Origin of the sequence: Bordetella sp. 15P40C-2, from assembly GCF_009763235.1 — a bacterium.
Lineage (GTDB): Bacteria > Pseudomonadota > Gammaproteobacteria > Burkholderiales > Burkholderiaceae_B > Bordetella_A.
In genome coordinates this window covers 1-26,839 of sequence record NZ_WSJA01000045.1, presented here as the reverse complement: position 1 = coordinate 26,839, position 26,839 = coordinate 1, and the positions used below count along the sequence as shown (strand labels likewise).

Sequence of the window (26,839 nt, the reverse complement as noted above, 5' to 3'; positions counted from 1 at the left end):
TGGATGATGTCCAGCACCAACGCACTTTTGCGCTTGGCTGTCCAACGCTTGATGTCGTCTTCCATCTTCAAACTCATGGTGATTTCCTCAATTATCACCTGAGCGGAAAATCAGTGGGTCATTACAAGTGCGTCCTTGAGCCGCTTGGTGATGGCCTCATCGGCACGGCTCGGCTTGGTATTCCCGCTGGGATGATTGTGCGAGAGGATCACCGCCGCCGCATTGAGCCGTAGCGCCTCCTTGACCACTTCGCGCGGATATACCGATGCACTGTCGATGGTGCCGTGGAACATCTCCCGGTACTCGATCAGCCGGTGGCGCGTATCCAGAAACAGCACCGCAAAGACTTCATGCTCGAAGCCTGCCAGCTTGTTGCGCAGGTACTCCTTGACCAGCGCCGGCGAAGTGAACTCAGCACCACGCTGCATCTTCAGCTCGATGGCCTGGCGTGCCGCTTCGAGAATTTGATCCACCGATGCCGGCATGTAGCGCCCTTGGGCGTCACGCACCAGCAAAGCGTCTTCGAACGAGGAAAAGGACAGTTGCGACATGATCGTGCTCCGGTTTCTCGGGCGGAATTGCCCGGAACCGTGGCCAGCACGGCGCAGCGCAAGCAGTCAGGGATCGAAGACGGCCGACAGGCCGCAAGCGTGCGAGCACGCGTAGTCATTGACGGCGAGAACGCCGTGATACGGTGAAGGGAACAGCAAGACCGCCTACACCCCACTCAGCCACACCCGCTCTTGGCAAGTGCGCAGCACGCGCAGGCCCGGATCAACGATCCAGGCCAGAGGCGTCAGGGATCAGCACCGAATGGCTGTGATTCGGCACGAAGCACGGGGCGCAGCCCGCGAGCCCGACGGTGGGACGCCAGGACGCACGACTATTGCCTGTCGTCTCTGAGAGACAGCATTCCGCGAGATTCGAGTAGACGCCGCGTGTTCTCCAGCTCTTTTTGCAGCAACTCTGCATCCGGCAGCACGGTGCGATAGTTCGCCGCCATCACCTTGGTCGGCAAGCCATCCAACGCATACCGCGCCAGGGCATGGCCCTTGTCAGCACACAGGATCAGACCCACCGGCGGGTTCTCATCCGGGTAGGCCCAATGCTCCTTGGCATAGTTGCAGTACATATGCATCTGCCCCACATCGGCATGCGTCAGGCTGCCCAGCTTCAGGTCGATGATGACCAGGCAGCGCAGCTTGCGATGGAAGAACAGCAGATCGACCCGATACCAGGTCTGGTCAATGCGTAATCGGCGCTGCCGCCCGACGAATGTGAAGCCTTCGCCCAGTTCCAGCAGGAAGTCTTCCAGCCGCTGGATCAAGGCCGCTTCCAGGTCAGATTCTGAATACTCGTCCTTGAGGCCGAGGAACTCCAGCACATACGGGTCTTTGATGGCGTCATTGGGCGTGACGGCATCCTCGGGCTTGGCCGCTGTCCCCTTGGCCAGCATCGCCGCCTTGTCCTTGGACAAGGCTGTGCGCTCGTAGAACTGGCTCCCGATCTACCGGTCGAGCTGGCGCACGCTCCAGCCACCGCGCAGCGCCTCGGCCTCGTAGAACTGGCGGGCATGGTCATCCTTGACCGACAGCAGCCGAACATAGGCCGACCACGGCAGAGTGAAGACTTGGGCCAGTTCGGAGAGGTCGAATTTCCGAGACACTGTCTCGGAATTCTCTATGGGCAGTCCTTCACCAGATTTCCGAGACAGTGTCTCGGAAATTGCTTCAAGGGGGTAAGCGGCAAAGAAGCGCCGCATGTTTTCCAGGTTGTCCGGGCTGAACCCGCGCCCGAATCGTGCAGTCAGGTCGGCGGACAGCCGCGCCATCAACTGCTCACCGTAACCGGCCCGTCGCCTGCCTTTCTGCTCGGCCTCGACGATCCGGTGGCCAATCTCCCAATAGCTGGCCGTCATCAGCGCATTGACACTGCGCGCCGTTGCCTGCCGCGCAGCATCCAGTAACTCCACAATGCCGCCGTGGATGCCGGCATAGCCAGTCGGTAAGGCGGCGCGCTTCCCCGCTGCCGTAGGCGTCTTCCTTGTCATGCTGTCGCCTCCATAGAACGGGATGCCCCAGTAATGGCCAGCCGCCGATTCGCCACCAGTTCGGCCGCATCCCGCACCGGCTTATCCTCGGTATGAACATAGTGCATAAACATCGCCACGGTCTTGTGGCCTGTGAGCCTCATGCCCACCTTGGTCGGCACGCCCGAATTGGCAATATCGGTCGTCGCACGGTGGCGGATGCCGTGCGTACCGACGTGCGGGACACCGGCAGCCTTGAGCACGCGCGTCCAGCCACCGTAGTGTTCGCCGTGAGTCATGTGCCGGGCCGGGTCATTGGGTGACGGCAGGACGTAGGGGCAGCCCTCCCGGCGCGGCGCAGTGGACAGCAACCGATAGGCTTCCTCGCTCATGGGCTTGGAAATGCCACCCGTCTTGCTGTCGGGCCAGACGACCCGCCGATTCTCCAGATCAACCCAGCCCCATTCGAGTGGGCAGATTTCAGAGCGGCGGGCAGCGAACTCGAATTGCAGGCGAATCGCCAGCGGAATGACGTAGTTCTCTAGTCCCTCGGTCTCCAGATGCTCCAGGTGACGGAAGATCCGTACCAACTCGTCGTCCACGATAAGCCGGGTTTCCTTGCCGGGCGGGTACATCGGGACGTGGCGGCACGGATTCGTGCCGTCCGGGCGCAGCCCCCACACCTCGGCCAGGTTGAACATCTTGCGCAGCACGCCGAAGGTACGGTTGGCCTCGGCCTGCTTGTAGGCCAGCTTCTTCATCAACGCAGCCACGTCCGGGCGCTTTACGTCCTGCACCTTCGTCCGGCCCATGATCGGGATGATGCAATGGTCGATGACGCCCTGATAGCCGCGCTGCGTGCTGGGCTTGTTGCGCTGCTTCGAGTAGTCCTCCATGAAGGTGTGGCAAAACTCCTTCATCGTCGGTGCCTTGCGGGCGGCATTCTTGGCTGCGCTGGGGTCGCCGCCCTTGCGCACCTCGGCCAGCCATTCCTGCGCCATTGTGCGTGCCTGATCGACCGTCAGTTCCCCGTACTGGCCCAGGGCAGGCTTGCGGCGCTCGCCGGCGTTCGTGCGGTACTGGAGCATGAACACCTTGCGGCCCGCCGGGGTGATCTTGCACAGGAAGCCGGGCACCAAGGTGTCCCGCAGTTCGACGGCCTTGTCTTGGGGGTGTGCCGCATCGACTGCGGACTTGGTGAGCTTGATCTTCGCCATGATGACTCCTAGGAAAGCCCGGTTTACAAGAGCCGCATGGGAGCCACGCGAGGGGAAGCCGGGTCAAGTTTCGGAAAGCACCGGCATATGTTGAACTCGCCTAAGTGATTGATAAACCTGCTGTATCGAGCCTTGGCGTAGTCCAGCGAAATGCGATGCTGGAGTCATCGTGAAACAAAAAAACTGCGGCGCAAACAAAATCAGCGGGTTTTTAGCGTCGGGACTTGCACAAGCCTAAAAACTCGTGCATAATCTCGTTTCTCTAGCAGTTCCCCGATAGCTCAGTCGGTAGAGCGACGGACTGTTAATCCGCAGGTCGCTGGTTCGAGCCCAGCTCGGGGAGCCAACCAACGCTAGAGATCAGTACCGACACAGCAACCTCGCCACCTTTTGGGTGGCGTTTTGCTTTTCCGGCTCGGTTTTTTTTCGTTAGTGCTTGTGCGATGACGGCGGGCGTCATTGCGTAGGTTAACGCTGTACTGATATTTGGGGCTTTAGTCTCGCCCCTGCATCGGGTACCATTCCCAATATGAACGCGGCTTTAGGATTCGCCTCTGCTATCGCTTCTCTGCGTCGCGCCGGTTTTCGGCGCACGGCGAGCGCGCGCCCGTTCATTTCGGCCCCCGACGCCGACGCAGACTCCTAAGCCCGGCGGCCACCTAGAGCTCCCTCATTCTGGAGCGTGCTGCCGGGCCAAACCACACACCCCTTTTATGGTTTGACTAGGAGTATTACATGTCTGCATCTCACACTGAACGTATTTTTTCCGAACTGGACCGTGTCCGCATCGAGCGCCTCGCGGCGCGTTTCCCTACTCCCGACGGACTGCCGCACGCTGTGCTGGAAGGCTTTGACGAGGGCGACTTCCTGATGCCCAGCGATATTCCCAGCGATGTGGTGACCGTAAACTCGCGCCTGCTCGTGCGGGATCAGGATGGCGCCGAGCGCGAGATCACGATCTGCTACCCCAGCGAGGCCGATGCCCCGAAGGGCTTTATCTCCGTGCTATCGCCGGTGGGCGGTCATTTGCTCGGCCATCGTGTGGGCGCGACCGTGTCTTGGGTGGATGCCAGTGGCACGCCGGCAACTCTGCATATCGAAGCGTTGCTGTTTCAACCCGAGGCCAGCGGCGAACTGGCGCTCTGAACCCTCACGCCGACGCGCGGGCGCGTGGGACGTCAGCGACAGCAAACGTTCCACACTCCAGCCCGCGCCGCAAAGCAACATTCTGGTGTGCAGATCTTCAAATTGACGCCGTTCGATAGACCTGCCCAAATCCATCAGGCGCTTTCCTTGTAGCTGAACATGGTGCAACGGGTAATGCTGCCCCAACGAGCGCCACAGTTGCAGGGCTCCAGGCGATTGGCGAGCACTGCTGAGCAAGCACAGTCCTGCATCCAGCGCCTCGAGGTAGATGCGTTTAGCCAGCCCCATGCGCTGGTACGCTTCGCGATAGCGTGAATGAGGCAAACGCACGTGTTGATCCAGCCGGCGATCTAAACCGACCACGCGATTAAAACTTGTGGTTCCCGCCAGCCATCGACGTTCGGGGTCCTCTATATAGATAAAGGTTTCTTTATTCGCTGTGCGTCGGTAGCGGGGCAGTGGGATATTGCCCAGCTTCGGCAGAAAGATCGTTCCGTCCACTGCCGCGTCACGCAGGCAAGCGGGGTATAGCGCATCAAGCTCGGCGTCGAGCCGTTCGTCAATATGGTCTACATCGATTCTCACGGCGTCATCCCTCGTCGTGAACATGTGCGACATTCAGCCAATGTCCGCTGCGCAAACCCTGGGGGCGCTGGCTGGCTTGCACGCATGCGCTGCTCTCCCACGCGTGTTCCGGCACGTTCAGGCCGGCATAAACACCATATCCCTCTCCCGCGCGAATCTCGGCTTCGCTGTACAGGCTTTCGCCAGCGCTGATAGCGCCCGCGGCGGTCATCCCTTCCATTGCCTTGATGCCCCAGCCCGCGAACAGGTGCCCGCCGCAATCCAGGATGCCATTGCACTCGATGCCCTGACGCGTGAGGATATCGCCCTGGCTGGTAATGTCGGTGCCTGCCCGAATGCCTTTTTCGCTGTGCAGCGACTGCACATTAATGGACTGACCGACTTGAGCGCCGCCGTGTAGCCTTACCGCGCCGGACGATGCGAGATCCCAACCTGCCCGGAGCTCTTCGCAATCGATATCGCCTTGTACCAGCACGTTCCATGCGGCGTGCACGCGGCCCCTCACATTTAACGACTCGCCGCAGGTGAGCGCCCCAGCGCAATGCACATCATCACCCGCTTGCAAGCTGCCTTCCACCCGGATGCCGCCTCCAGCACGAATGCCGCGGCCCACGCGCAGGTTGCCGGTCACCTCGATCGTGCCACGCACCTCGATGGCTCCGGCAAAGACAAAATCGTGCGCGTCCAGATGGTCGAGCCGCAACACGGCGTCGGTGGGGCCGAACTGATCGAGCAGCCAGCAAGCGTCCTTGCCGCGCCCGTCGGCCACCAGTGCGTCCAAGATTTGTTGATAGGTGCCATGTGGCGGCGCGTGCCGCAGATACCAGCGATAGCCGTCGGCGCAGGGCTGTTTGAGCTTAATGAAATCCTTGGTGATGTCCATGCGAGTCCTAGTCGGCCGGCCCTTTAGAAAAAAGGCGGACCATTTGGTGTGCTCGTGCGCCGGCCTGTAACCGAAAGGGCAGGTCAGTAGCGTGGGGAAGGTCGAAGGCTGCTGTAATCAGCCGCCGAGCAGGCACCGAATCGCGCGGGAGAAGCCCGACGACCGAGGATGTGCGCAAAAAAGGGGAGGGAGGGTCGCCGGGCTAGCCAAGTGCGGCGAAGGCCGCGGCTGGACCGGCGCAAGTGGCGCGCGGCCGACGGACACGCCAAGTCGCCCACCCAAAGTGGGTCGCACGGGAAATGGTGCGCAAAGAGACCTGGCGGATGTTCATGGGCAGGCATTGTAGGCCGGGCCGGCTCGGTTTGTACACCCTTGTGTCGCGTCAGGGTCGCGACGGAAGGTGGGTAGTGGACGGCTTTGCCCTCATGTTTTGGCTTCATAATAGGCCGATGAAACCCTTGTCTGCGACCGCCCTGTCGTCTAAGCCGGCCAGCCCATCTCGATCTGGTCCCGCAAATCGCGACCATCGCATTCCTGTCACGGTGCTTACCGGCTTTCTCGGCAGCGGCAAAACAACGTTGCTGAATCGACTGGTGCGCGAGCCAGCCTTTACCGATGCCGCCGTGATCGTCAATGAATTGGGCGAAATCGGCGTGGATCATCATTTATTGCGTCATGCGGACGGCCGCATCGCGTTGGTGGAAGGGGGGTGCATCTGTTGCAGCGTCAGCGGCGACCTCGTCAATACGTTGCGCGATCTCTTTATGCTGGCTTTGCGTAAGCAGATCCCCCGCTTTCGCCGGGTCGTGATTGAAACCACGGGATTGGCTACCCCCGCGCCGATTATGTTTACGTTGCGTCATGACGCGTTTATCGCCGAACGTTATGTCCATCGCGGCACCATCGTCGTGGCGGACGCGAAGCATGTGGTGCATCAGTTGGTGGGGCAGCCAGAGGTGGTGCAGCAGATTGCGGCAGCCGATGTGATCGCGTGCACCAAAGCGGATCTGGTGTCTGCTCCCGATCTAAACGCGGCGGTGCAAGCCGTGAAATCCGTCAATTCCGGCGCGGCACTATCGGTGCTGCGCCTGGATGCGCCCTTGGCTGACGAACTGGTGGAGCCCGTGCTGCGCGGGACCTCCGACGGGGACTCCCTGCAACGTTGGTTGAGTGGTTCGCTCTCGGCCGTGGGCCCTCGACACGCGGATGTTCAACAGGTAACGCTGGAACTCAATAATGCGCTTACGCGATCGGCTTTCATCTCGGGCATGGCCCGTCTACAAGAAGCCCATCATGAATCCCTGCTGCGCATCAAAGGTGTTATTCGCTTCGCCAACGAGGATTTGCCCTATGCCGTGCACGGCGTGCATCGTGATCTCTACCCGCTTGAGGCGTTGACCGATTGGCCGACAGGCGACCGTCGTTGTTGGTTGGTCGCGATTGCGCGCACCCGGGACGCAGCCGCCATTTCGGTCGCGTTGAGGCAGGCGCTAAATCAGCCTGCATGAGTTCGGCGCAACAAAAGCGCATCATCGTTTGTCCCTGCGGGCATTGTGAGTATAATTACCCGAACTGTCCTCATGTAGACCAACGTCGTTTTTGGCTCGGCAGGCTTCATTTAGCCGCCGATGATTCACCGGCCATCCTACCGATGCGCGGTGTCCAGAATTCAGGCCAGCCGTGAGCGGGATTCGCAACGGGCTTAAAGCCGTGGGTGGCGTTGCCACGGACCCCAGTGCTGATCGTGCTGGTGCTGATACGTTGGCAGGCCGCGATGCCGGCCGGTCATGCGGGCAGATTGTCGTCCCATACATCTAAAGATCGTCGGTTCAAGGTCGCTACAAGAAGACGTCACGGCTTGGCTGTTCAAGTCTCAGGTGTCCCCCTGGTAGATGTGCCCGCCGGGTAGCGGTAGAGCCGCCCCGTGCTGTGGGGCCAGACGATTCAGGTTCATTTTTTTACGTATGTGCCGCGAGCGCGGTGCCGCGCACCGGTCGCGTGGCAATGCGCGAAGCCCAGACGCCTTGTCGGCGCGGGGCGGCGCGATGCTATCTACGCCCACAGGAAGGTTGTGAACACTACGCTAGTCAGCGCTACATCTCTTCGGTTGCCGTCGCGGCAAGCGCCCTTCGTGGCGACTGCGCGTGCGCGCCTGGTGTCGTTGGTGCGTGGATTTACTGGCTATGCCAAAAAACAAAAAGGCCCGGCGGTAAGCCAGGCCTTTAAGAAATTTGGTTGCGGGGGCAGGATTTGAACCTACGACCTTCGGGTTATGAGCCCGACGAGCTGCCAGACTGCTCCACCCCGCGTCTGAGAGAACGAAATCATAGCCGTTTTCTTGGTGCGACGCAAATTCGCCCTTTTATCTTGGTGTACTGAAGCTCAATGGACAATAACGAGGCAACATGTGTGCTGGAGACCGCGCTCTTATGCGCGAGCCAGCCTATGCCGTTGACCGATATGCGCAAGCTCTTCGGTGAGGATCCCGAGTTCAATAACGAACGTTTAAACGCGTTATTGCAAGGCTTGCAGGAACAATGGGCCGATCGCGGGTTGGAACTCGTTCAGCTGGCCAGTGGCTGGCGGTTTCAGAGTCGTGCGAGAATGCAGAGGTATCTCGAGCGTTTGAATCCGGAACGGCCGCCGAAATATTCACGCGCGGTGATGGAAACGCTGGCCATCGTGGCGTGGCGCCAGCCCGTGACGCGTGGCGACATCGAAGATATACGCGGCGTGACCGTGTCATCCCAGATCGTCAAAACATTGGAAGATCGCGGCTGGATCGAGGTCATTGGACATCGGGATGCCCCGGGGCGGCCAGCCTTATTCGCGACAACGCGCCAGTTTTTGGATGATCTGGGTCTGCGTTCCCTCGGCGAACTGCCGCCGTTGGATAGTGCCCAGGCCGCAACCGCGTTGCAGGGCCTGGATCTGGGCGGCACCGAAGTCACGCTCGAGCCTGCCGTTGCCGAGGAGGCTGTCGAGGCCGCCGAAAACACAAGCTTAGAGACGAACACTACACCGTTCGCCGATATCGAAACCCATACCGAAGCCGAACCCCTAGAGCGCGATACCGCCGTAGAAAGCGTGGAATCCGAGGGTTCGCCACTCACCGAAAATAAGGACCTGTCCGTCGAGAGCGGATCGGCCAAAGCATAAAGAATTCTGGAGCTGTCTGTGCCAACCGATACTACGCCTACAACCATGCAAGACGAATCCCTCGCTCACGACGCGACCACCGAGGCGCCCGCCGCTGCAACGAAAGCCCGCGCAACGAAGTCGGCGGCTAGCAAAACCGCGGCGAAGAAGGCTGCGGTGAAATCGCCCGCCACGAAGGCGGCTTCCACGCGGTCGTCAGCGACAAAGCGAGCGGCGAAGAAGGTCGCGGATGCAGAAACCGGCGACGTGTCGAGGGTGGTCGTGGCGAGCGACGCCCCGGCTGTCGCCGAGGCTGAGCCGGCCTCTGCCAAGCCTGCCACCAAGCGTGCGACCTCTAAGGTCGCCACCAAATCCGCCACGGCGAAAGCTGGTGCCAAGTCCGCGGCGAAGAAGCAAGCGGATGTCACCGGCGACGCCGAGAGCGGCTCAGCCGTCTCAGATGGTGTCGAAACGCCCGTGACTGAGCCGGCGCCCAAGCGTACTCGTGCGCGTAAGGCCGCCCCTCCGGTGGTTGCTTCCGACGCGAGTGGCGCGGAATCGGGTGGTGTTCAAGCGGCTGCAGTCGCACAGGTTCAAGCTCCGGCTGCCGCTTCCAGCGCATCGGGTGTGTCGGCTGAACCTGCCGCGCCGTCAGCAGGGGCGCAAGACCCGGCGTCTATCTCGGAACCCCAAGCGACGTATGCAGAACAGTCCGCCGAGCAAGCTCCCGCGTCCGGCAGGGCTCGCCAGGAGCGCCAGCGATCGCCCGCTCGCGCAGAGTCGGCTCGCGGCGAACGCCAGCCGCGCCGCCGTGGCCGTGCCGCCGACGCGTCATCGGATATCGCGCCTCAAGACACGTCCGCCAGTCAGAATCCGGCATTCGATCAAGCGGAGGCATCCGGGCAATTTGGCGCCTCCGGTATGGACGGTCAGGGCCTAGCAGGCCAATCGGCGGAGGGGGATGCCAATGGCGCACGAGGCGGCCGTGGTCGCAAGTTGCGCACACCGTTCCGCCGCCGTCGTGGCGACGCAGCCGACGGGGTGCCCGGTGTTCCTGGCGCCGAAGGCGACGGACGCGGGGGCGAGCGTGACGCCGAGCAGGCATTGTCCTACCTGGAGCATGCTGAACGTATCGAGCAGCGCCTGGGTAAATACCTGCAAAGCGACATTGCCATGCCGAAGCTGCACAAGGTATTGGCAGATGCAGGCATCGGCTCGCGCCGCGAAATGGAAGAACTGATCACTGCGGGTCGCGTGTCCGTCAATGGCGAACCGGCACATATCGGCCAACGTGTTTCGCCCACGGACTTGGTGCGTGTCAACGGCAAGCCCATCGCACGCCCCAACACCCGCAAGCCACCCCGAGTGATCCTGTATCACAAACCGGCCGGTGAAATCGTCAGCCACGACGACCCCGGCGGACGTGCCAGCGTCTTCGCGCGCTTGCCCAAGCTGCGTACGGGTAAATGGTTGTCGGTCGGCCGTCTGGACCTCAATACCGAAGGTCTGCTGATCTTCACCACTTCGGGCGACATGGCCAACCGCATCATGCACCCGCGCTATGGCACCGAGCGCGAATACGCCGTGCGCGTACTGGGGGAGATGGACGATGCCACTCGCAAGTCCTTGGTTGAAGGTATTCAGCTTGACGACGGTATGGCGGCTTTTGGCTCGCTCGATTATCTGGGTGGTGATGGTAGCAACCGCTGGTATCGCGTCACCTTGCAGGAAGGGCGCAACCGCGAAGTCCGGCGCATGTTCGAGGCAGTGGGTGTGACGGTCAGCCGCCTGATCCGTACCCGTTTCGGCGATATGGTTCTGCCGCGCAATCTGCGCCGCGGCCGCTGGGAGGAGCTGGAGCCCAATCTGGTCACGGCGCTCATGGTGCAGTTGGGCTTGTTGCGTGATGACGATGACGCAGAGGGTGGTCGTCGTCCCCGTCAGCCGCGTTCGCACGACAGCGCGCTGCCTCCAGGCTTCGGCACGCTCGAGCGTAACGGCATGAATGGCGCTCGTATCGGCCGCCGTGGCAAACTGCAGGGTGGCCGTCCCGGCAGCGCAGGCGTGGTCGCCTCGTCTCCGTCGGATCCGTTTGGGACCGGCCTGATGATCACTGGCGGATACGCCAACGGTCATCCCTTGGGTAAAGATGGTGGGCGCGGCGGCAGGCCGAATGGCAAACCCGGCGGTAAACACGGCGGCAAGCCCGGCGGCGGGCGCCGTGGCGGCAAGGGGCCGGCGCAGTTCGGTGGCGGCGCGCCGACCGGCTATGCCGCACCTGCAGCCGTAATGTCCGGCGAAGACGGTTTTTCCCGTCCCGGCAAGCCGCCTCGTCGCAACAAAGGCCCTGGTGGCGAGCAGGCGGGCGGCGCGCAGCGTCAAGGCCCCAATCGTCCCAGCGGCAAAAACTCAGCCGGCCCACGTTCCGGCCAGCCGCGCAATGGTGGCAAGCCGCAGGGCGGCAACGGTGGCAACAAGAACCGGGGTGCTCGGGGTGGCCGCGGCGATGACTGGCAGCCCAAGAGCGCGTCCGCACACGAATCCCGCCTGGGCTTTCTCGGTGGCAACCGCGGGCGCGGCGACCGTTAAGCGTTTCTGCCAGATGTCAAGAGCGTTGTGAGTGCGCTCTTGACGTAAACCCGCGACATAGCAGGAAATTTTCGCGGTTATCTGGTAAAATTGTTGGTTTTCACGGCGCGCTTGCATCGCAAGATGTGTCCTGCCGTGTGCCACAGCGTACGCTGTCGCTTGGGTTTATACCCGGGTGTGCTTCTTTTGGGCTTGGGTCCGGTGGCGGGTGCGAAATGCGTTTCGCGCAGTTGAACCGGGGGCCAGGCAATACGGTGGGCTGGGTTTACAGCCCATTTTTTTTGAGTGTATGGCAGATATTTACGCATTGACCCAACAGGCTTTGGCCGGCATGGACGTCGAATTAGTCGACGTCGAACGTGCTGCGCTGGGCCTCTTGCGCATCACTATCGACAGGCCTGATGGCGTGCGCATCGAAGACTGCGAGCAGGTCTCGCGGCAGCTCTCGCGCGTCTTTGAGGTCGAAAACATCGACTACAAGCGACTCGAAGTCGGCTCGCCGGGCGTCGATCGCCCTTTGCGCACCGAGGCCGAGTTCCGCCGCTTTGTCGGTGAACGTGTCGAGATCAAGCTGCGCGAGGCGCTGGATGGTCGTAAAGTATTTTCCGGCGTGCTGACTCTGTCCGAGACGGAGCAGGGCGGCGAGGGCGATGCGACTGCGCCTGCACAGCAGGCGGTATTTGGTCTCGAATTTGAAGCAAAAAAGAACGATATTCAGGTCTTGAATTTCACGCTCGGTGATATCGAGCGTGCCAAGCTGGATCCCGTTCTGGATTTCAAGGGCAAAAAGCGATGAGTCGCGAAATTCTTCTGTTGGTCGATGCCTTGGCGCGTGAGAAAAACGTCACGCGCGAAGTCGTATTCGGAGCGCTCGAAAGCGCGCTGGCTTCGGCCATGAAAAAGCGTTTCAAGGAAGACGCCGACATTCGCGTCTCCATCGATCGTGAAACGGGTAGCCACGAGGGCTTTCGTCGCTGGTTGGTCGTGCCCGACGAAGCCGGCTTGCAAGAGCCCGACAAGCAGGAAATGCTTTCGGATGCACGCGAGCTCGTGCCCAATATCGAAATCGGCGAGTACATCGAAGAGCCTCTCGAGCCCATCGAGTTCGGCCGTATCGGCGCGCAGGCCGCCAAGCAGGCGATTCTGCAAAAGATTCGTGACGCCGAGCGCGAACAGGTGCTCAACGACTTCCTTGAGCGTGGCGAGACCATCATCTCCGGCACGATCAAGCGTATGGACAAGGGCGACATCATCGTCGAAACGGGCAAGATCGAAGCCCGTCTGCCCCGTTCCGAAATGATCCCCAAGGAAAACTTCCGGGTGGGCGACCGTCTGCGCGCTTTCGTGCTGAAGATCGATCACGCCGCCCGGGGCCAACAGGTCATTCTGTCGCGCACCTCGCCGGATTTCATCCGTCAGCTGTTCGAAAATGAAGTCCCCGAAATCGAGCAGGGTCTGCTCGAAATCAAAGCGGCTGCCCGCGATCCAGGCGTGCGCGCCAAGATCGCCGTTGTGGCCTACGATAAGCGTATCGATCCGATCGGTACGTGTGTCGGGATGCGCGGTTCGCGCGTGACCGCCGTGCGCAACGAGTTGGGCGGCGAGCAAGTCGACATTGTGCTATGGTCGGAAGATCCCGCACAGTTTGTGATCGGTGCCCTGGCGCCTGCCAACGTCGAATCCATCGTGGTCGACGAGGACAAGCATGCCATGGACGTGGTCGTCGACGAAGAAAACCTGCCCAAGGCCATCGGCGCCAAGGGCCAGAACGTGCGTCTGGCTTCCGAGCTGACCGGTTGGCAGATCAACATCATGACGCCTGAGGAAAGCCTCAGCCGTCAGGAAACCGAGCGTGCCGGTCTGCGCGCGACGTTCATGGACAAGCTGGACGTGGACGAAGAAGTCGCCGACATCCTGATCGACGAGGGCTTTACTGGCATCGAGGAAATCGCCTACGTGCCGCTGCCCGAGTTGCTCGAGATCGAAGCGTTCGACGAAGACACCATCAACGAGTTGCGCGCCCGTGCCCGCAACGCGCTGCTCACCGAGGCAATTGCCCAGGAAGAGCGCTTGGAAACGGCACAAGATTTGCTCGAACTCGAGGGTGTCACGCCCGAACTGGCGGCCAAGCTGGCCGAACGCCAGGTGTTGACGCGTGACGATCTGGCCGAGCTCGCCACTGACGAGCTTGCCGAGATCGCCGGCATCGATGAACAACAGGCCAGCGACCTGATCATGCGGGCTCGCGCCCATTGGTTCGAAGAGGAATAATTTTCTGACGTCCGACCTGTTGATACGAGAAAAACACATCGTTGTTGTAACTGCTGCATATAGAGGGAAGATAGCCTAATGTCGAGTAATACTGTCGCCCAGTTCGCCACCGAGCTGAAAATGCCAGCCAACGTGCTGCTCGAGCAGCTGCGTTCGGCCGGTGTTAGCCTCAACTCGGTCGACGATGCGGTCACCGACAGCGACAAGGCGAAACTGCTCGACTCTCTGCGCCGCGCTCATGGCGCGACTGAGGGCAAGAAGATCACCTTGACGCGTCGCCAGACTTCCGAGATCCGCCAGGCAGATGCCACCGGCCGTTCTCGTACCATCCAGGTCGAAGTTCGCAAGAAGCGCGTGTTCGTCAAGCGGGATCCGTCCGAACTCGCCATGGAGCAGGCTGCAGCACAATCGGTCGACGCGCCTCAAGTCGCGGCGCCTGAAGTCGCGGCCGCCCCGGTTGCCGAGGCGCCCGTTGCCCAGGCCATGCAATCCGCGGTCGAAACGTCGCAAGCGACCCCTGCCGCACCGACGCCGGTGGAAAGCCAGTCGGCCAGCGCCGAGCAAGCTGCATCCCCTGAGGCGCCGGCAGTTTCTCAGGCGCAGCCTGAAGAGACCCCGGCCGTGCAGGATGCGGCCCCCGTTGAAGCTCCGGTTGCCGCAGCGGAAGAACCCGCTACGGCCGCTGAGGCCCCTGCAGTTGAATCGCAATCCGAAGGGTCTGCGGCGGCTGAGTCCAAGATGGACGCCGCATCCGAAACGACCCCCCCCGTGGCCCAGGCCGAGCCTGAGTCCCAACCCGAACCGGCTCCCGCGCCGGCAGATACTCCGGCCGCTTCGGCTGAATCTGCCACCGGGCAAGCCGCTGCCGAGCGCGAGGCCACACCGGCCCCGTCGGAACCTGCTGTGCAAGCTGAAATCGATACCGTTGCCAAAACCCCCGCTGAGTCCACCAAGTCGACTCAGCCGAATGCTTCCCAGAAATCCAACGCTGCCGCTGCGCCGCGTATGACGCGCGCTGATCGCCGCGCCGCGCCGCCGCCGCTGGCGCAATCCGCTGGCGACAGCGCCTCGCGCGACGCCGCGCGCCGCGCCGCCGAAGCCGAGGCTGCCGCCCTGCGCGAGATGCTGAATCGTCCGCGCAAGGTGTTGCGTGCGCCCGAGCCCGAGGCCCCGGCACCGCTGACCGGTACGTTACACAAGCCTAGCGGCAAAACCGCTGCTTCCCCGGCCGCGAAGAAAGACGCGAAACCGGCAGCAGGCGCCGGCTCCAAGAAGACGATCAAGACCGCCGAGGTCTCCTCGTCCTGGAGCGACGACGCCTCCCGCAAGAAGCCGGCGGACGCCAAGAGCGCCGCACCTAGCCGTGACGGCTGGCGCGCCGGTGGCAAGGGTGGTAAGGGCAAGGGCGGTCGCAATCAGCAACAGGACCACCGTCGCCAGGAACCCGTGCAGCAAGAGTTCATCGCTCGCGAAGTGCACGTTCCCGAGACCATCAGCGTGGCCGATCTGGCGCACAAGATGTCCGTCAAGGCCGCGGAAGTCATCAAGCATTTGATGAAGCTTGGCCAGATGGTCACCATCAACCAGGTGCTGGATCAGGAAACGGCCATGATCGTGGTCGAAGAATTGGGCCACGTCGCGATTGCCGCCAAGCTCGACGATCCGGAAGCCTTCCTGGACGAAACCTCCACCGCCACCGAAGCCGAGGCGCTGCCCCGTGCTCCCGTGGTCACGGTCATGGGTCACGTCGACCACGGTAAGACCTCGCTCCTGGACTACATCCGTCGCGCCAAGGTTGCCTCCGGCGAAGCCGGCGGCATCACGCAGCATATCGGTGCCTATCACGTGAAAACCGAACGTGGTATGGTCACCTTCCTCGACACCCCGGGTCACGAGGCGTTTACCGCCATGCGTGCGCGCGGTGCGAAGGCAACCGACATCGTGATTCTGGTCGTCGCGGCCGATGACGGCGTCATGCCGCAAACGCGCGAAGCGATTCACCACGCCAAGGCCGCCGGTGTGCCGCTGGTCGTCGCGGTGAACAAGATCGACAAGCACGAAGCCAACCCCGAGCGCGTCAAGCAAGAGCTCGTGGCCGAGGAAGTCGTGCCCGAAGAATACGGTGGCGACGTGCCGTTCGTGCCGGTTTCGGCCAAGACTGGCGCCGGTATCGACGATTTGCTGGAAAACGTCCTGCTGCAAGCCGAAATCCTGGAGCTCACCGCTCCGGTGGACGCGCCGGCCAAGGGTCTGGTCATCGAAGCCCGCCTCGACAAGGGTCGTGGTCCGGTGGCGACCATCCTGGTGCAAAGCGGCACGCTCAAGCGCGGCGACGTCGTGCTGGCGGGTGCAAGCTTCGGCCGTGTTCGCGCCATGGTGGACGAGAACGGCAAGCAGATCCAGGAAGCCGGCCCCTCTATTCCGGTAGAAATCCAAGGTCTGACCGAGGTTCCCGCTGCTGGTGACGAATTGATCGCACTGGCTGACGAGCGCAAGGCGCGTGAAATCGCCCTGTTCCGTCAAGGCAAGTTCCGTGACGTCAAGCTGGCACGCCAACAGGCCGCTAAGCTCGAATCCATGTTCGACAATCTGGGCGAAGGCACGCAAACGCTGCCGCTTATCGTCAAGACCGACGTGCAAGGTTCGCAAGAAGCCCTGGTGGCTTCGCTCACCAAGCTGTCCACCGACGAAGTTCGTGTGCAAGTCGTGCACGCCGCCGTGGGTGGTATCTCGGAAAGCGACGTCAACCTGGCGATTGCCTCGAACGCGGTGGTCATCGGCTTTAACGTTCGCGCTGAACAAAGCGCCAAGAAGCTCGCCGAGAACAACGGCATCGATCTGCGCTACTACAACATCATCTACGACGCGGTGGATGAGGTGAAGGCAGCCATGTCGGGCATGTTGGCTCCCGAGAAAAAAGAGGAAGTCATCGGTCTGGTAGAGGTTCGCGAGGTCTACACGATTTCGCGTATCGGCACGGTCGCCGGTTGTATGGTGCTCGACGGTATCGTTCGTCGCGACTCGCAGGTACGCCTGCTGCGCAACAACGTTGTTACCTGGACTGGTCACCTCGATTCTCTGCGCCGCTTCAAGGACGACGTCAAGGAAGTCAAATCTGGCTTCGACTGCGGTCTGACCCTGCGCGGCAGCAACGATCTCGAAGTGGGCGACCAGCTCGAGGTCTTCGAAATCAAGGAGATCGCGCGTACGCTGTAAAGCGCCCGCGCCATCCATAAGCCTTACATGAGTCGTCATAAGTCTAAATCCATCCCCGGCCGCAATCTGCGGCTGGCCGAACAGATCCAAAAGGATCTGGCCGGCCTTATCCAGCGCGAGATCGATGTTTCTCGCGCTGGGTTGATTACGCTGTCCGGAGTGGAGCTGTCGGCTGATTATGCGCACGCGAAAGTCTATTTCACGGTAATGGGCGCCGAGCCCGAAACCGCCGCGGCCATACTCAACGAAAAAGCCGGCTGGCTGCATTCCCTTCTTTATAAGCTGCTGCACATCCACACTGTGCCGCGACTGCGCTTTTTCCACGATGAGCAGATCGCCCGCGGCATCGAAATGTCGGCTCTGATCGACCGCGCCAACCGGCCTGGCCCGGTGGCCGATGAGCCCGACGAGCCTGAAGACCAGCGCTGATCGCTGTCGTCTCACCTTTTTTCCTGGATTCGACGATGGCAAAACGACGCGGGCTTGCGCTCGACGGTGTCCTGTTGCTAGACAAACCTGTGGGCTTGTCCAGCAATCACGCACTGCAGCGAGCCAAGCGCACCATGGATGCCGCCAAGGCGGGACACACGGGGACACTGGACCCGTTCGCCACCGGTTTATTAGTATGTTGTATGGGGCGTGCCACCAAGATTTCCGGCGCCATGCTCAATGCGGATAAAGCCTACCGGGCCACGCTGCAGTTCGGCGAGGAAACCGATTCGGGCGATTTGACCGGCAACGTCACGGCGCGCGCCGAGGGCGAGGTCACGGTCAATGAGGCGGCACTGCTAGAAGTGTTGTCACGTTTCCAAGGCATCATCGAGCAGATTCCGCCGATGTACTCGGCGTTAAAGCGCGATGGCAAGCCACTCTATGAATACGCGCGTCAGGGCATTGAGCTGGAACGTCCGCCGCGTGAAGTGAAGATTTACCGCATCGACCTGTTATCGCTGGAAGGCAGCCGGGCCGAGATCGATGTGGCCTGCAGCAAGGGCACGTACATACGTACCCTGGCGCAAGATATCGGCCGGGCACTCGGGTGTTATGCCCACCTGGCGGCGCTCAGGCGCACGCACGTCGGGCCGTTTTCGCTGGATCGCGCCGTCTCACTCGAAGCCCTGCAGGCCATGACTGACCCGAAGCAGGCTTTGCTCGCACTAAACGAATTGCCGGCTGGCTTATTGCCCGCCACACCGACTTTAAAGGACCCCCTATGACTCGCGCCCTGCGCAACGTCGCCATCATTGCTCACGTCGACCACGGTAAGACTACCCTGGTTGACCAGCTGCTACGCCAATCCGGCACCTTCCGCGAAAACCAGGCCATGACCGAACGGGTCATGGACTCGAACGATCTGGAAAAAGAACGCGGCATCACCATTCTGGCCAAGAACTGCGCTGTCGAATACGAAGGCACGCACATCAACATCATCGACACCCCGGGACACGCGGACTTTGGCGGTGAAGTCGAACGCGTCTTGTCCATGGTCGACGGCGTGCTGCTGCTCGTCGACGCCGTGGAAGGCCCGATGCCCCAGACGATTTTCGTTACCCGCAAGGCGCTGGCCATGGGCTTGAAGCCTATCGTCGTGGTCAACAAGGTCGACCGGCCGGGTGCGCGTCCTGACTTCGTGATCAATGCCACGTTCGATCTGTTCGACAAGCTGGGCGCGACTGAAGAGCAATTGGACTTCCCGGTGGTGTACGCCTCGGGCCTGTCCGGCTACGCTGGCCTGACCCCCGATGTGCGCGAGGGCGACATGCGCCCCTTGTTCGACGCCATCCTCAAGCACGTCCCGCAACGTGAAGACGATCCGAACGGTCCGCTGCAGATGCAGATCATCTCGCTGGACTACAACAGCTACGTGGGCAAGATCGGCGTGGGCCGTATCAACCGTGGCCGCCTTCGTCCCGGCATGGATGTCGCCTTCCAATTCGGCCCCGAAGGCACGCCTGGCAAGGGCCGCATTAACCAAGTCCTGAAATTCAAGGGTCTGGAGCGTGAACAGGTCTCCGAAGCCGAAGCCGGCGACATTGTGCTGATCAACGGTATCGAAGACATCGGTATCGGTTGCACCGTGATGGATCCGTCCTGCCTCGAGCCGTTCCCCATGCTGCGCATCGACGAGCCTACGCTGACCATGAACTTCATGGTCAACACCTCGCCCTTGGCCGGCCGCGAAGGCAAATTCGTCACCAGCCGTCAACTGCGCGATCGTTTAGAGCGGGAGCTCAAGTCCAACGTGGCACTGCGCGTGCGTGATACCGGCGACGATACCGTGTTCGAAGTCTCGGGTCGTGGCGAACTGCACCTGACGATTCTGCTCGAGACCATGCGTCGCGAAGGCTACGAGCTGGCCGTGTCGCGTCCCCGCGTGGTGTTCAAGGAAATCGACGGCGTCAAATGCGAGCCGTTCGAAGCTCTGACCATCGACGTCGAAGACGCGCACCAAGGCGGCGTCATGGAAGAGCTCGGCCGCCGCAAGGGCGATCTGCAAGACATGCAGCCCGATGGCCGTGGTCGCACGCGTCTGGAATACCTGATCCCCGCTCGCGGCCTGATCGGCTTCCAGAACGAGTTCCTGACGCTGACGCGCGGTACTGGCTTGATGAGCCACATTTTCCACGAATACGCCCCCATGCGCGAAGGCAGCATCGGCGAGCGTCGCAACGGTGTGCTGATCAGCCAGGACAACGGTGATGCCGTGGCCTACGCGCTGTGGAAACTACAGGACCGTGGCCGCATGTTCGTCAGCCCCGGCGAGGCGCTGTACGAAGGCATGATCATCGGTATCCATAGCCGCGACAACGATCTGGTCGTCAACCCGATCAAGGGCAAGCAGCTGACCAACGTGCGGGCCTCCGGCACCGACGAAGCCGTGCGCCTCGTTCCGCCGATCCAGATGTCGTTGGAATACGCCGTGGAATTCATCGACGACGACGAGTTGGTCGAAATCACGCCCAAGTCGATCCGTCTACGCAAGCGTCACCTGCAAGAGCACGAGCGTCGTCGCGCCGCGCGTGAAAACGCGGCCTAATCTCAGCCGCATTGATCGCGTAAGCGATTAAAGCGAACTGGCCGACGCGGCTCACCCGCCGCGTCGGCCAGTTCGTTTATGGCGCTAATCGCGTCATGCCGGCAGCGAAGGCGCGTACTGTTCGTCGCTACGCTGGGTTTCGTGGAATTCCACCACGCGTTGCACCACCATGTCAGGGTCGTCTTCGATGACGAAGAGTTCCAAGTCATGGGCGGCGATCATGCCGTTGGCCAGCATTTGATCGCTGATCCAGTCGACCAGACCCGCCCAGTACTCGCGCCCGACCAGGATGATGGGGGCAGGGGGCACCTTGCCAGTCTGGATGAGCGTCAACGCTTCGAACAACTCATCCATCGTGCCAAAGCCGCCCGGCAACGCGACATACGCAAAGCTGTGCATGAAAAACGTGGCTTTGCGCGAGAAGAAGTACTCAAAACCCAAGCTGATCGTCTGATATTGATTGTTGGTGGTCTCGTGGGGCAGACTGATATTCAACCCCACGCTGGTGCCACCGGCCTCGTACGCGCCTTTATTGGCGGCCTCCATGATGCCCGGGCCGCCACCGGCGATCACGGCAAAACCGGCTTGCGCCAGTGCGCGTGCAATCGCTTCGCACGTTTCATAATGCGGCGAACCTCGACTGGTACGCGCGCTGCCAAAGAGACTGACCGCGGGGCCCAGATCGGCCAGCTGCTCGGCCGCCGTCTGTATCTCTGACATAATCACCGGTATCTGCTTGCCGGCGGGCGTCTCTATTACTGCCTTTTTAACCATGAAAAAAACCTTATTACTGGTAGACGGTTCGAGTTATCTGTACCGCGCTTTCCACGCTATGCCCGATTTGCGCAATGCGCAAGGCGAACCTACGGGCGCGCTCTACGGTGTCGTGAATATGTTGCGCAAGCTCGTCTCCGATCATAAGGCAGATTACGCCGCCTGCATTTTTGATGCCCGGGGCGGCACCTTCCGCGACGAACTTTATTCGGACTACAAGTCACACCGTCCTCCCATGCCCGAGGATCTGGCAGCGCAAATCGAGCCCATCCATCGCGCTGTCAAGGCCCTGGGCTGGCCCGTGCTGGCCGTCGAAGGCGTCGAGGCCGACGATGTCATCGGCACCCTCGCGCAACAGGCCGCGGAACAAGGCATCCACACCATCGTATCGACCGGCGACAAAGACCTCGCGCAACTGGTCAACGAGCACGTGACGCTGGTCAACACGATGAGCGGCGAGGTGCTCGATGTCGCCGGTGTACAGAACAAATTCGGCGTCCCGCCCGAGCGCATCGTGGACTACCTGATGCTGATTGGCGATACGGTGGACAACGTGCCGGGCGTGACCAAGGTCGGGCCGAAAACGGCCGTCAAATGGCTTTCCGAATTCGGCACGATCGACGCGCTGATCGCGCAGGCCGACACGATCAAGGGCGTGGCGGGCAATAATCTGCGCGAGGCGATTCCGATGTTCCCGCTGACGCGTCAATTACTGACCGTCAAGTGTGACTGTGACCTATCCAGCCATATTGCATCGTTCACGGACCTGGAGCCAAAACAGCCCGACGTCGCCACCTTGCAATTGCTATATGAAACCTATGGCTTTCGCACCTGGCTGCGCGAAGTCACCGGCGACACGCAACGCGTTCCGGAAGGCGACGCCCGCGTCATTGCCGAGGCCCCAGCCGCACCTGCCGAACTACGTTACCAAGTCATTACCGGCTGGCCGGCTTTTGATGAATGGATGGCGATGGTGGCCGAAGCGCCTCTTGTCGCCTTGGATACCGAGACGACGTCGCTGGATGAGATGCAGGCCAGCCTCGTCGGTATCTCCATGTCTGTCGAACCCGGCGTAGCCTGCTATATCCCGCTCGCGCACCGTGGCCCGGATCATCCTCAGCAGTTGCCCAAGGGCGAAGTGCTCGAGCGTTTGCGCTCCTGGCTCGAAGACGCCAGCAAGCCCAAGCTGCTGCATCACGCGAAATACGATGCGCACGTGTTCGCCAACGAGGGCATTGCGCTTGCCGGTATTCAAGACGACACGATGCTGCAGGCCTATGTGCTGGAATCTCACCGCACCGTGGGCATGGCGGATCTGGCGCAACGTTATCTTGGCCGCAGCGGCGTCACCTACGAAGAACTCTGCGGCAAAGGCGCCAAGCAAATCTGCTTTGACGAGGTCGCCGTCGATAAAGCCGGCCACTACGCCTGCGAAGATGCCGATTTCACCTTGCAGCTGCATAACGCCTTGCGTCCCCGCGTGGCCGCTGATCCGGGGCTGGAGCGCATCTATCAGCTAGAGATTCAAGTCTCGCGCGTGCTGATGATCATTGAACGTAATGGCGTCAAAGTCGACGCCGAAGAGCTCGGCCGTCAGAGTCATCGTCTAGGCCAGGAAATGCTCACCCTCGAGCAACGCGCCTACGAGTTGGCCGGGCAGCCCTTTAATCTGAATTCGCCCAAGCAACTTGGCGAGATCCTTTTTGGTCGCATGCAGCTGCCGGTCGTGCGTAAAACTGCGAGCGGTGCGCCGTCTACCGACGAAGAGGTGCTCACCAAACTGGCTCAGGACTATCCTTTGCCGCAGGTGCTGTTGGAATATCGCGGCATTTCCAAGCTGAAATCCACTTACACCGATAAGCTGCCGCGCATGATCAACGCGCGTACCGGACGCGTGCACACCCATTATTCGCAAGCGGCGGTCATTACGGGTCGACTCGCATCCTCCGATCCCAATTTGCAGAACATCCCCGTGAGGACCGAGGCAGGGCGCCGCGTGCGCGAGGCCTTTGTTGCGGAGAAAGGGCTGCTCGTCTCCGCCGACTATTCGCAAATCGAATTGCGCATCATGGCGCACGTTTCCGATGACGCGAATTTGCAGCAGGCATTCGCGGCGGGCGAGGATATCCATCGCGCCACAGCATCCGAGATTTTTGGCGTGGCGCTGGCCGACGTCAGCTCCGAGCAGCGCCGTGCGGCCAAGGCGATCAATTTTGGCCTGATTTACGGCATGGGGGTGTTCGGTTTGGCGTCCAACCTTGGCATCACCCGCGACGCCGCGCAAGCTTATATCGATCGCTACTTTGCGCGTTACCCGGGGGTCGCGCAATACATGGAAACCACTCGTCAATTGGCCCGTCAGCAAGGCTATGTCGAAACCGTGTTCGGTCGTCGATTGCAACTGCCGGACATTCGCGCGGCCTCGGGACCGCGCCGCCAGGGTGCCGAACGCGCGGCCATTAATGCCCCCATGCAGGGGACCGCGGCCGACCTGATCAAGATGGCCATGGTCGCCGTGCAAGACTGGCTCAGCGCTGAAAAACTCGCGACCCGCATGATCATGCAGGTTCACGATGAATTGATACTCGAGGCCCCGGAAGACGAGCTTGATGTCGTTCGGGCGCGCTTGCCAGAGCTCATGTGTGGTGTAGCAACGCTCCGCGTGCCGCTGGTGGCCGAAGTGGGTGTGGGCGCGAACTGGGAACAGGCCCACTAGGGCACAGTGGGAGGCGTGTAAGTGTAATGATATAATATTACTTTACGCCTCCTCATTGCCTCCCCATGTTGCTCGTTTGGATCTTGCTGGCGACCATCGCCGGCGGCCTGATCGCTGTATTGATCGCCAGCTGGCTGGCCTACCGCGTATTCAGCAAGTATCTCCATCACATGGTGAGCCTGTCCGTGGGCGTGCTGCTCTCTGTCGCCTTGCTGCATTTGCTGCCCGAGGCATTCGAGACTGCCGAGGCCGACGCGCATACGCTGTTCGCGCTTTTGCTCGCCGGCATTTTGGGTTTTTTCGTCCTGGAGAAAATTGCGCTGCTGCGCCATAGCCATCATCACGAGGGAGATGGCCATCACCATCATCATGGTCACGATCGCCATGAGGCGGGGCGGGGTGGGGTGTTGATCCTGGTCGGCAGCTCACTGCATAACTTGTGTGACGGCGTGCTGGTGGCCGCGGCGTTTCTCACCGATCCGATCCTCGGTGTGTTGACCGCCACCTCCATCATCGTGCATGAGGTTCCACATAAGCTGGGCGACTTCGTGGTGCTGCTCAATGCCGGCATCGCTCGCCGCAAGGCATTTCTCTTGATATTGTTCACCAGCCTGTGTACCGCCCTCGGTGGCGTGCTTGGCTACACGGTCTTGCAGCAAGCACAGACGATTATTCCGTACGTACTGGTTGTTGCCGCCAGCAGCTTTCTTTATATCTCGGTCGCCGACCTGATTCCGCAAATGCACGAACGTGGGTCGCTTCGCGAGGCAGGGCCTCAACTGATCCTCGTAGCGATTGGCGTGGCGCTTATCTATGGCGTGACTTCATTCATGCATCACGGACATGATCACGGGCATGGCCATGATCACGACCATGGCCATCTCCACCAGATCGAGCACAGCGACCACGATCACGACCACGCACATGAACATCGCGACGGGCACCCGCCTCGCTAAAGGGTTCGCCGGCATGACTGGAAATTGCGCTAGCCGCCGTGGTCAACTACATTTCTAGCTGAGGCCCGCCGTGTCGGCGGCGTCATTAGCATAGGAGTGTCGTCATGAGTTTTGCGCCCGCTGCTGGCCAGCCCAGGGATACCACGATTCACACCGATAGCACAGGCCTGGAACAAGGCATGTTCGATCTGCCTGTCAAGGACGGCACGATCGCAGCCTACTATGCGGCCCCGCAGGGGAAAAAGAATGCGCCGGTCGTACTGGTCATTCAGGAGATCTTCGGCGTACACGAGCACATCAAGGATATTTGTCGTCGCCTGGCCAAAGAAGGCTATTTCGCCGTGGCGGCCGAGCTCTACCAACGCCAGGGCGACCCTTCGACCTACACAGACATCCCGAAACTGATCTCGGAAATCGTCGCCAAAGTCCCGGACGATCAAGTCTACGCCGACCTCGACGCTTGTATCGAGTGGGCTGGGAAGCAAGGCGCCGATGCAACGCGGGTAGGTGTCACCGGCTTCTGCTGGGGTGGCCGTCTGACGTGGATGTATGCCGCGCACAGCTCCAAGGTCAAAGCAGGCGTTGCCTGGTACGGCAAAGTCGCTACCGGTCATGGTCCGCTCATTAAAGAGCAAGTGTTGGATGTCGCCGCGCAAACGCATGCGCCGGTGTTGGGCCTGTATGCCGGGCAAGATGGCAGCATCCCGCTGGACACGCTAGACGCGCTGCGCGACAAGCTGGCCCAGGGCAACGAGGCCGCGCGCGCCTCGGAAATCGTGATCTACCCGCAGGCAGACCACGGCTTCCTGGCAGACTATCGGCCCATGTACCGCGAGGTCGATGCACGCGACGGCTGGCAGCGCATGTTGGCGTGGTTCCAGCGCTACCTGTAGAGCGGTCAATCGTCGGGCTTCCCCTAGGGAACCCGACGCCACTCAATCGTTGGCTTCGCGCAAACGGCTGGGCAGAAGCTCGCCGTGCCGGGCCAGAAGCGGATACGCCGCTGCGCCCACCAGGTGCGAGTTGATGCTCTTCATGTCGCGCAAAATGTCCAGATACAGCGACCCGATCTCGGCGGCGTCAATCTGGCCGGATTTGATCTTCTCCAGATGGGCCTCGGACTCCTCGATTTCCATCCGGCGAAATCTCGACTTCTCGCCTGCCAGTTCACGCGCCTGCGGGATGTCTTCGTTGATGAACAGCGCCGCGGTTTGACGTTGATTGGAGATCAGCTGCACCAGGGTCGCGTCGAGCCGCTCTCGCTGCTCTGGCAACAGCGTCCATCCTTGTTTGCGCAGTCGGTTGATGTGCGTGAGCAGGCCATGGTGCGTAATATCGGCGGCATGGCCAATATTTGTGGCAAAGGCCAGGATGTCCTCCATACGCTGGGCGTCTTCCCGGGTCATGTTCTCACGGTCTAGTTGCGCGAGATAGGTGGTGATCGCGGTTTCAATCTTGTCCACGGCGTTGTCGAGCTGTCTGGCCTGCACCATCCGATGGCGGTTATCGCGTTTGAACCCGGCACGCGCATACAGCAATAGAGTCTGCAGCATGTCGGCCATACGTAATGCCTCGCGAGCGGCGTTGCCCAGCGCAACCGCGGGAACATCATGGGCGGATTCGTCCAGATACTGCGGTCGCGAGGGATCATTAGGATCCGTGCGTTTGGGCAGCCAACGGGTCAACAACGCCGCGTATGGCGTCAGTAATGGCAAGAACACCAACGCGATCGCAAGGTTGAAGACGGTGTGGAAATTCGCCACCAGTCGGGCGTCATTGCCTCCCATCGCATGCATCCAGTCCGGCAGCCAAGGCAGCAGCAGCAGCCCGACAATCACCCCTAGGATGCGGGTGAGCAGATTACCCAAGGGCAAGCGACGCGAGGCAGGATCGTCGCCCGTGACTCCTTCGATCATGGGATTAATCGCTGTGCCCAGATTGGCGCCCAACACCATGGCCAATGCCATCGCGGGCGTCACCAGATGGTTATCGGCAAGCGACATGGTCAGCACCACGATGGCCACGCTAGAGTGTGCGGCCCACGTCAATGCTGCGGTCAACAACACGGCGGCCACCGGTTGACTGGCCAACGCGCCCAGGATCAGACCGAAGAGCGGTGCGTCCTGCAGCGGCGAGAACAGCTCAACCAGTTGGTGCAAAGACAGCAGCAATAGCCCCAACCCAATGAACACCCGCCCCAGATCCCGCGCGCGTCCGGCCGGATAATGACGGAACATCCACACACCAACCAGAATCAATATCGGTCCGAGCTGCGTCAGGTC

At 61.2% G+C, this 26,839-nt stretch carries 17 protein-coding genes, 2 tRNA genes and 4 pseudogenes; 14 read left to right on the top strand and 9 right to left on the bottom strand.

Annotated features, from left to right (window positions below; translation table 11 throughout):
- The 5 genes and pseudogenes from GOQ25_RS19625 to GOQ25_RS17950 form a co-directional block, all read right to left on the bottom strand.
- Window positions 1-77: pseudogene (locus GOQ25_RS19625) on the bottom strand (DUF1153 domain-containing protein); the annotation flags it as partial.
- 42 nt (window positions 78-119) lie between these two features.
- A pseudogene (locus GOQ25_RS17965) lies at window positions 120-551 on the bottom strand (JAB domain-containing protein); the annotation flags it as partial.
- A 223-nt stretch (window positions 552-774) separates the two neighbouring features.
- A complete protein-coding gene (locus tag GOQ25_RS19820) occupies window positions 775-972 on the bottom strand; it encodes an alpha-amylase domain-containing protein (RefSeq protein ID WP_160351856.1) in 198 nt (65 codons plus the stop codon).
- Window positions 884-2,050 (bottom strand): annotated as a pseudogene (locus GOQ25_RS17955) (YhcG family protein). The gene GOQ25_RS19820 and the pseudogene GOQ25_RS17955 overlap by 89 nt, the downstream one beginning before the upstream one ends.
- On the bottom strand, window positions 2,047-3,246 hold the full coding sequence (locus GOQ25_RS17950; protein ID WP_160351855.1) for a site-specific integrase: 1,200 nt from the start codon (window positions 3,244-3,246) through the stop codon (window positions 2,047-2,049). The pseudogene GOQ25_RS17955 and the gene GOQ25_RS17950 overlap by 4 nt, the downstream one beginning before the upstream one ends.
- A gap of 270 nt (window positions 3,247-3,516) precedes the next feature.
- Here GOQ25_RS17950 and GOQ25_RS17945 point away from each other — a divergent pair.
- Together GOQ25_RS17945 and GOQ25_RS17940 are read left to right on the top strand one after the other, a co-directional pair.
- Window positions 3,517-3,592 (top strand) — tRNA-Asn (locus GOQ25_RS17945).
- A gap of 389 nt (window positions 3,593-3,981) precedes the next feature.
- Window positions 3,982-4,392: a GreA/GreB family elongation factor gene (locus GOQ25_RS17940; protein ID WP_160351854.1), complete on the top strand. Its 411-nt coding sequence runs from the start codon at window positions 3,982-3,984 to the stop codon at window positions 4,390-4,392.
- Between the two features lie 589 nt (window positions 4,393-4,981).
- Here the strand turns inward: GOQ25_RS17940 and GOQ25_RS17935 are convergent.
- Window positions 4,982-5,860 carry a hypothetical protein gene (locus GOQ25_RS17935; protein WP_160351853.1) on the bottom strand — a complete coding sequence of 293 codons (879 nt, stop codon included), beginning with the start codon at window positions 5,858-5,860 and terminating at the stop codon, window positions 4,982-4,984.
- 449 nt (window positions 5,861-6,309) lie between these two features.
- On the opposite strand from GOQ25_RS17935, the gene GOQ25_RS17930 reads away from it, so the two are divergent.
- The gene (locus GOQ25_RS17930; protein ID WP_160351852.1) at window positions 6,310-7,368 is read left to right on the top strand and encodes a GTP-binding protein; all 1,059 of its coding nucleotides are present in this window, start codon (window positions 6,310-6,312) and stop codon (window positions 7,366-7,368) included.
- A 724-nt stretch (window positions 7,369-8,092) separates the two neighbouring features.
- Here the strand turns inward: GOQ25_RS17930 and GOQ25_RS17925 are convergent.
- Window positions 8,093-8,169 (bottom strand) — tRNA-Met (locus GOQ25_RS17925).
- A gap of 76 nt (window positions 8,170-8,245) precedes the next feature.
- On the opposite strand from GOQ25_RS17925, the pseudogene scpB reads away from it, so the two are divergent.
- From scpB to typA, 8 genes and pseudogenes are all read left to right on the top strand, one after another.
- A pseudogene (gene scpB / locus GOQ25_RS17920) lies at window positions 8,246-8,819 on the top strand (SMC-Scp complex subunit ScpB); the annotation flags it as partial.
- A 1,019-nt stretch (window positions 8,820-9,838) separates the two neighbouring features.
- Window positions 9,839-11,587: a 23S rRNA pseudouridine(2605) synthase RluB gene (gene rluB, locus GOQ25_RS17915; RefSeq protein WP_370519989.1), complete on the top strand. Its 1,749-nt coding sequence runs from the start codon at window positions 9,839-9,841 to the stop codon at window positions 11,585-11,587.
- A 289-nt stretch (window positions 11,588-11,876) separates the two neighbouring features.
- On the top strand, window positions 11,877-12,383 hold the full coding sequence (rimP, locus tag GOQ25_RS17910) for a ribosome maturation factor RimP (protein WP_160351851.1): 507 nt from the start codon (window positions 11,877-11,879) through the stop codon (window positions 12,381-12,383).
- On the top strand, window positions 12,380-13,858 hold the full coding sequence (gene nusA / locus GOQ25_RS17905) for a transcription termination factor NusA (RefSeq protein ID WP_160351850.1): 1,479 nt from the start codon (window positions 12,380-12,382) through the stop codon (window positions 13,856-13,858). The genes rimP and nusA overlap by 4 nt, the downstream gene beginning before the upstream one ends.
- Before the next feature lie 78 nt (window positions 13,859-13,936).
- Entirely contained in the window at window positions 13,937-17,074 is a 3,138-nt protein-coding gene (gene infB / locus GOQ25_RS17900; RefSeq protein WP_160351849.1) for a translation initiation factor IF-2, read from the top strand.
- Window positions 17,075-17,101: 27 nt separating this feature from the next.
- Window positions 17,102-17,503: a 30S ribosome-binding factor RbfA gene (gene rbfA, locus GOQ25_RS17895; protein WP_160351848.1), complete on the top strand. Its 402-nt coding sequence runs from the start codon at window positions 17,102-17,104 to the stop codon at window positions 17,501-17,503.
- Window positions 17,504-17,538: 35 nt separating this feature from the next.
- The gene (gene truB, locus GOQ25_RS17890; protein ID WP_160351847.1) at window positions 17,539-18,291 is read left to right on the top strand and encodes a tRNA pseudouridine(55) synthase TruB; all 753 of its coding nucleotides are present in this window, start codon (window positions 17,539-17,541) and stop codon (window positions 18,289-18,291) included.
- Window positions 18,288-20,111 (top strand): translational GTPase TypA, encoded by a 1,824-nt coding sequence (gene typA / locus GOQ25_RS17885; RefSeq protein ID WP_160351846.1) that lies wholly within the window; start codon window positions 18,288-18,290, stop codon window positions 20,109-20,111. The genes truB and typA overlap by 4 nt, the downstream gene beginning before the upstream one ends.
- A gap of 93 nt (window positions 20,112-20,204) precedes the next feature.
- Here the strand turns inward: typA and GOQ25_RS17880 are convergent, their stop codons facing one another.
- Window positions 20,205-20,831: a TIGR00730 family Rossman fold protein gene (locus GOQ25_RS17880; protein WP_160351857.1), complete on the bottom strand. Its 627-nt coding sequence runs from the start codon at window positions 20,829-20,831 to the stop codon at window positions 20,205-20,207.
- A 52-nt stretch (window positions 20,832-20,883) separates the two neighbouring features.
- On the opposite strand from GOQ25_RS17880, the gene polA reads away from it, so the two are divergent.
- The 3 genes from polA to GOQ25_RS17865 all read left to right on the top strand — a co-directional run bounded on the left by polA (window position 20,884) and on the right by GOQ25_RS17865 (window position 25,450).
- Window positions 20,884-23,601 (top strand): DNA polymerase I, encoded by a 2,718-nt coding sequence (gene polA / locus GOQ25_RS17875; RefSeq protein ID WP_160351845.1) that lies wholly within the window; start codon window positions 20,884-20,886, stop codon window positions 23,599-23,601.
- A gap of 65 nt (window positions 23,602-23,666) precedes the next feature.
- The gene (locus GOQ25_RS17870; protein ID WP_160351844.1) at window positions 23,667-24,557 is read left to right on the top strand and encodes a ZIP family metal transporter; all 891 of its coding nucleotides are present in this window, start codon (window positions 23,667-23,669) and stop codon (window positions 24,555-24,557) included.
- A gap of 104 nt (window positions 24,558-24,661) precedes the next feature.
- Complete coding sequence (locus GOQ25_RS17865) at window positions 24,662-25,450, top strand: dienelactone hydrolase family protein (protein WP_160351843.1); 789 nt, start codon at window positions 24,662-24,664, stop codon at window positions 25,448-25,450.
- Window positions 25,451-25,492: 42 nt separating this feature from the next.
- Here the strand turns inward: GOQ25_RS17865 and GOQ25_RS17860 are convergent.
- A partial coding sequence (locus GOQ25_RS17860; protein WP_160351842.1) for a Na/Pi cotransporter family protein occupies window positions 25,493-26,839 on the bottom strand: 1,347 nt, incomplete at its 5' end.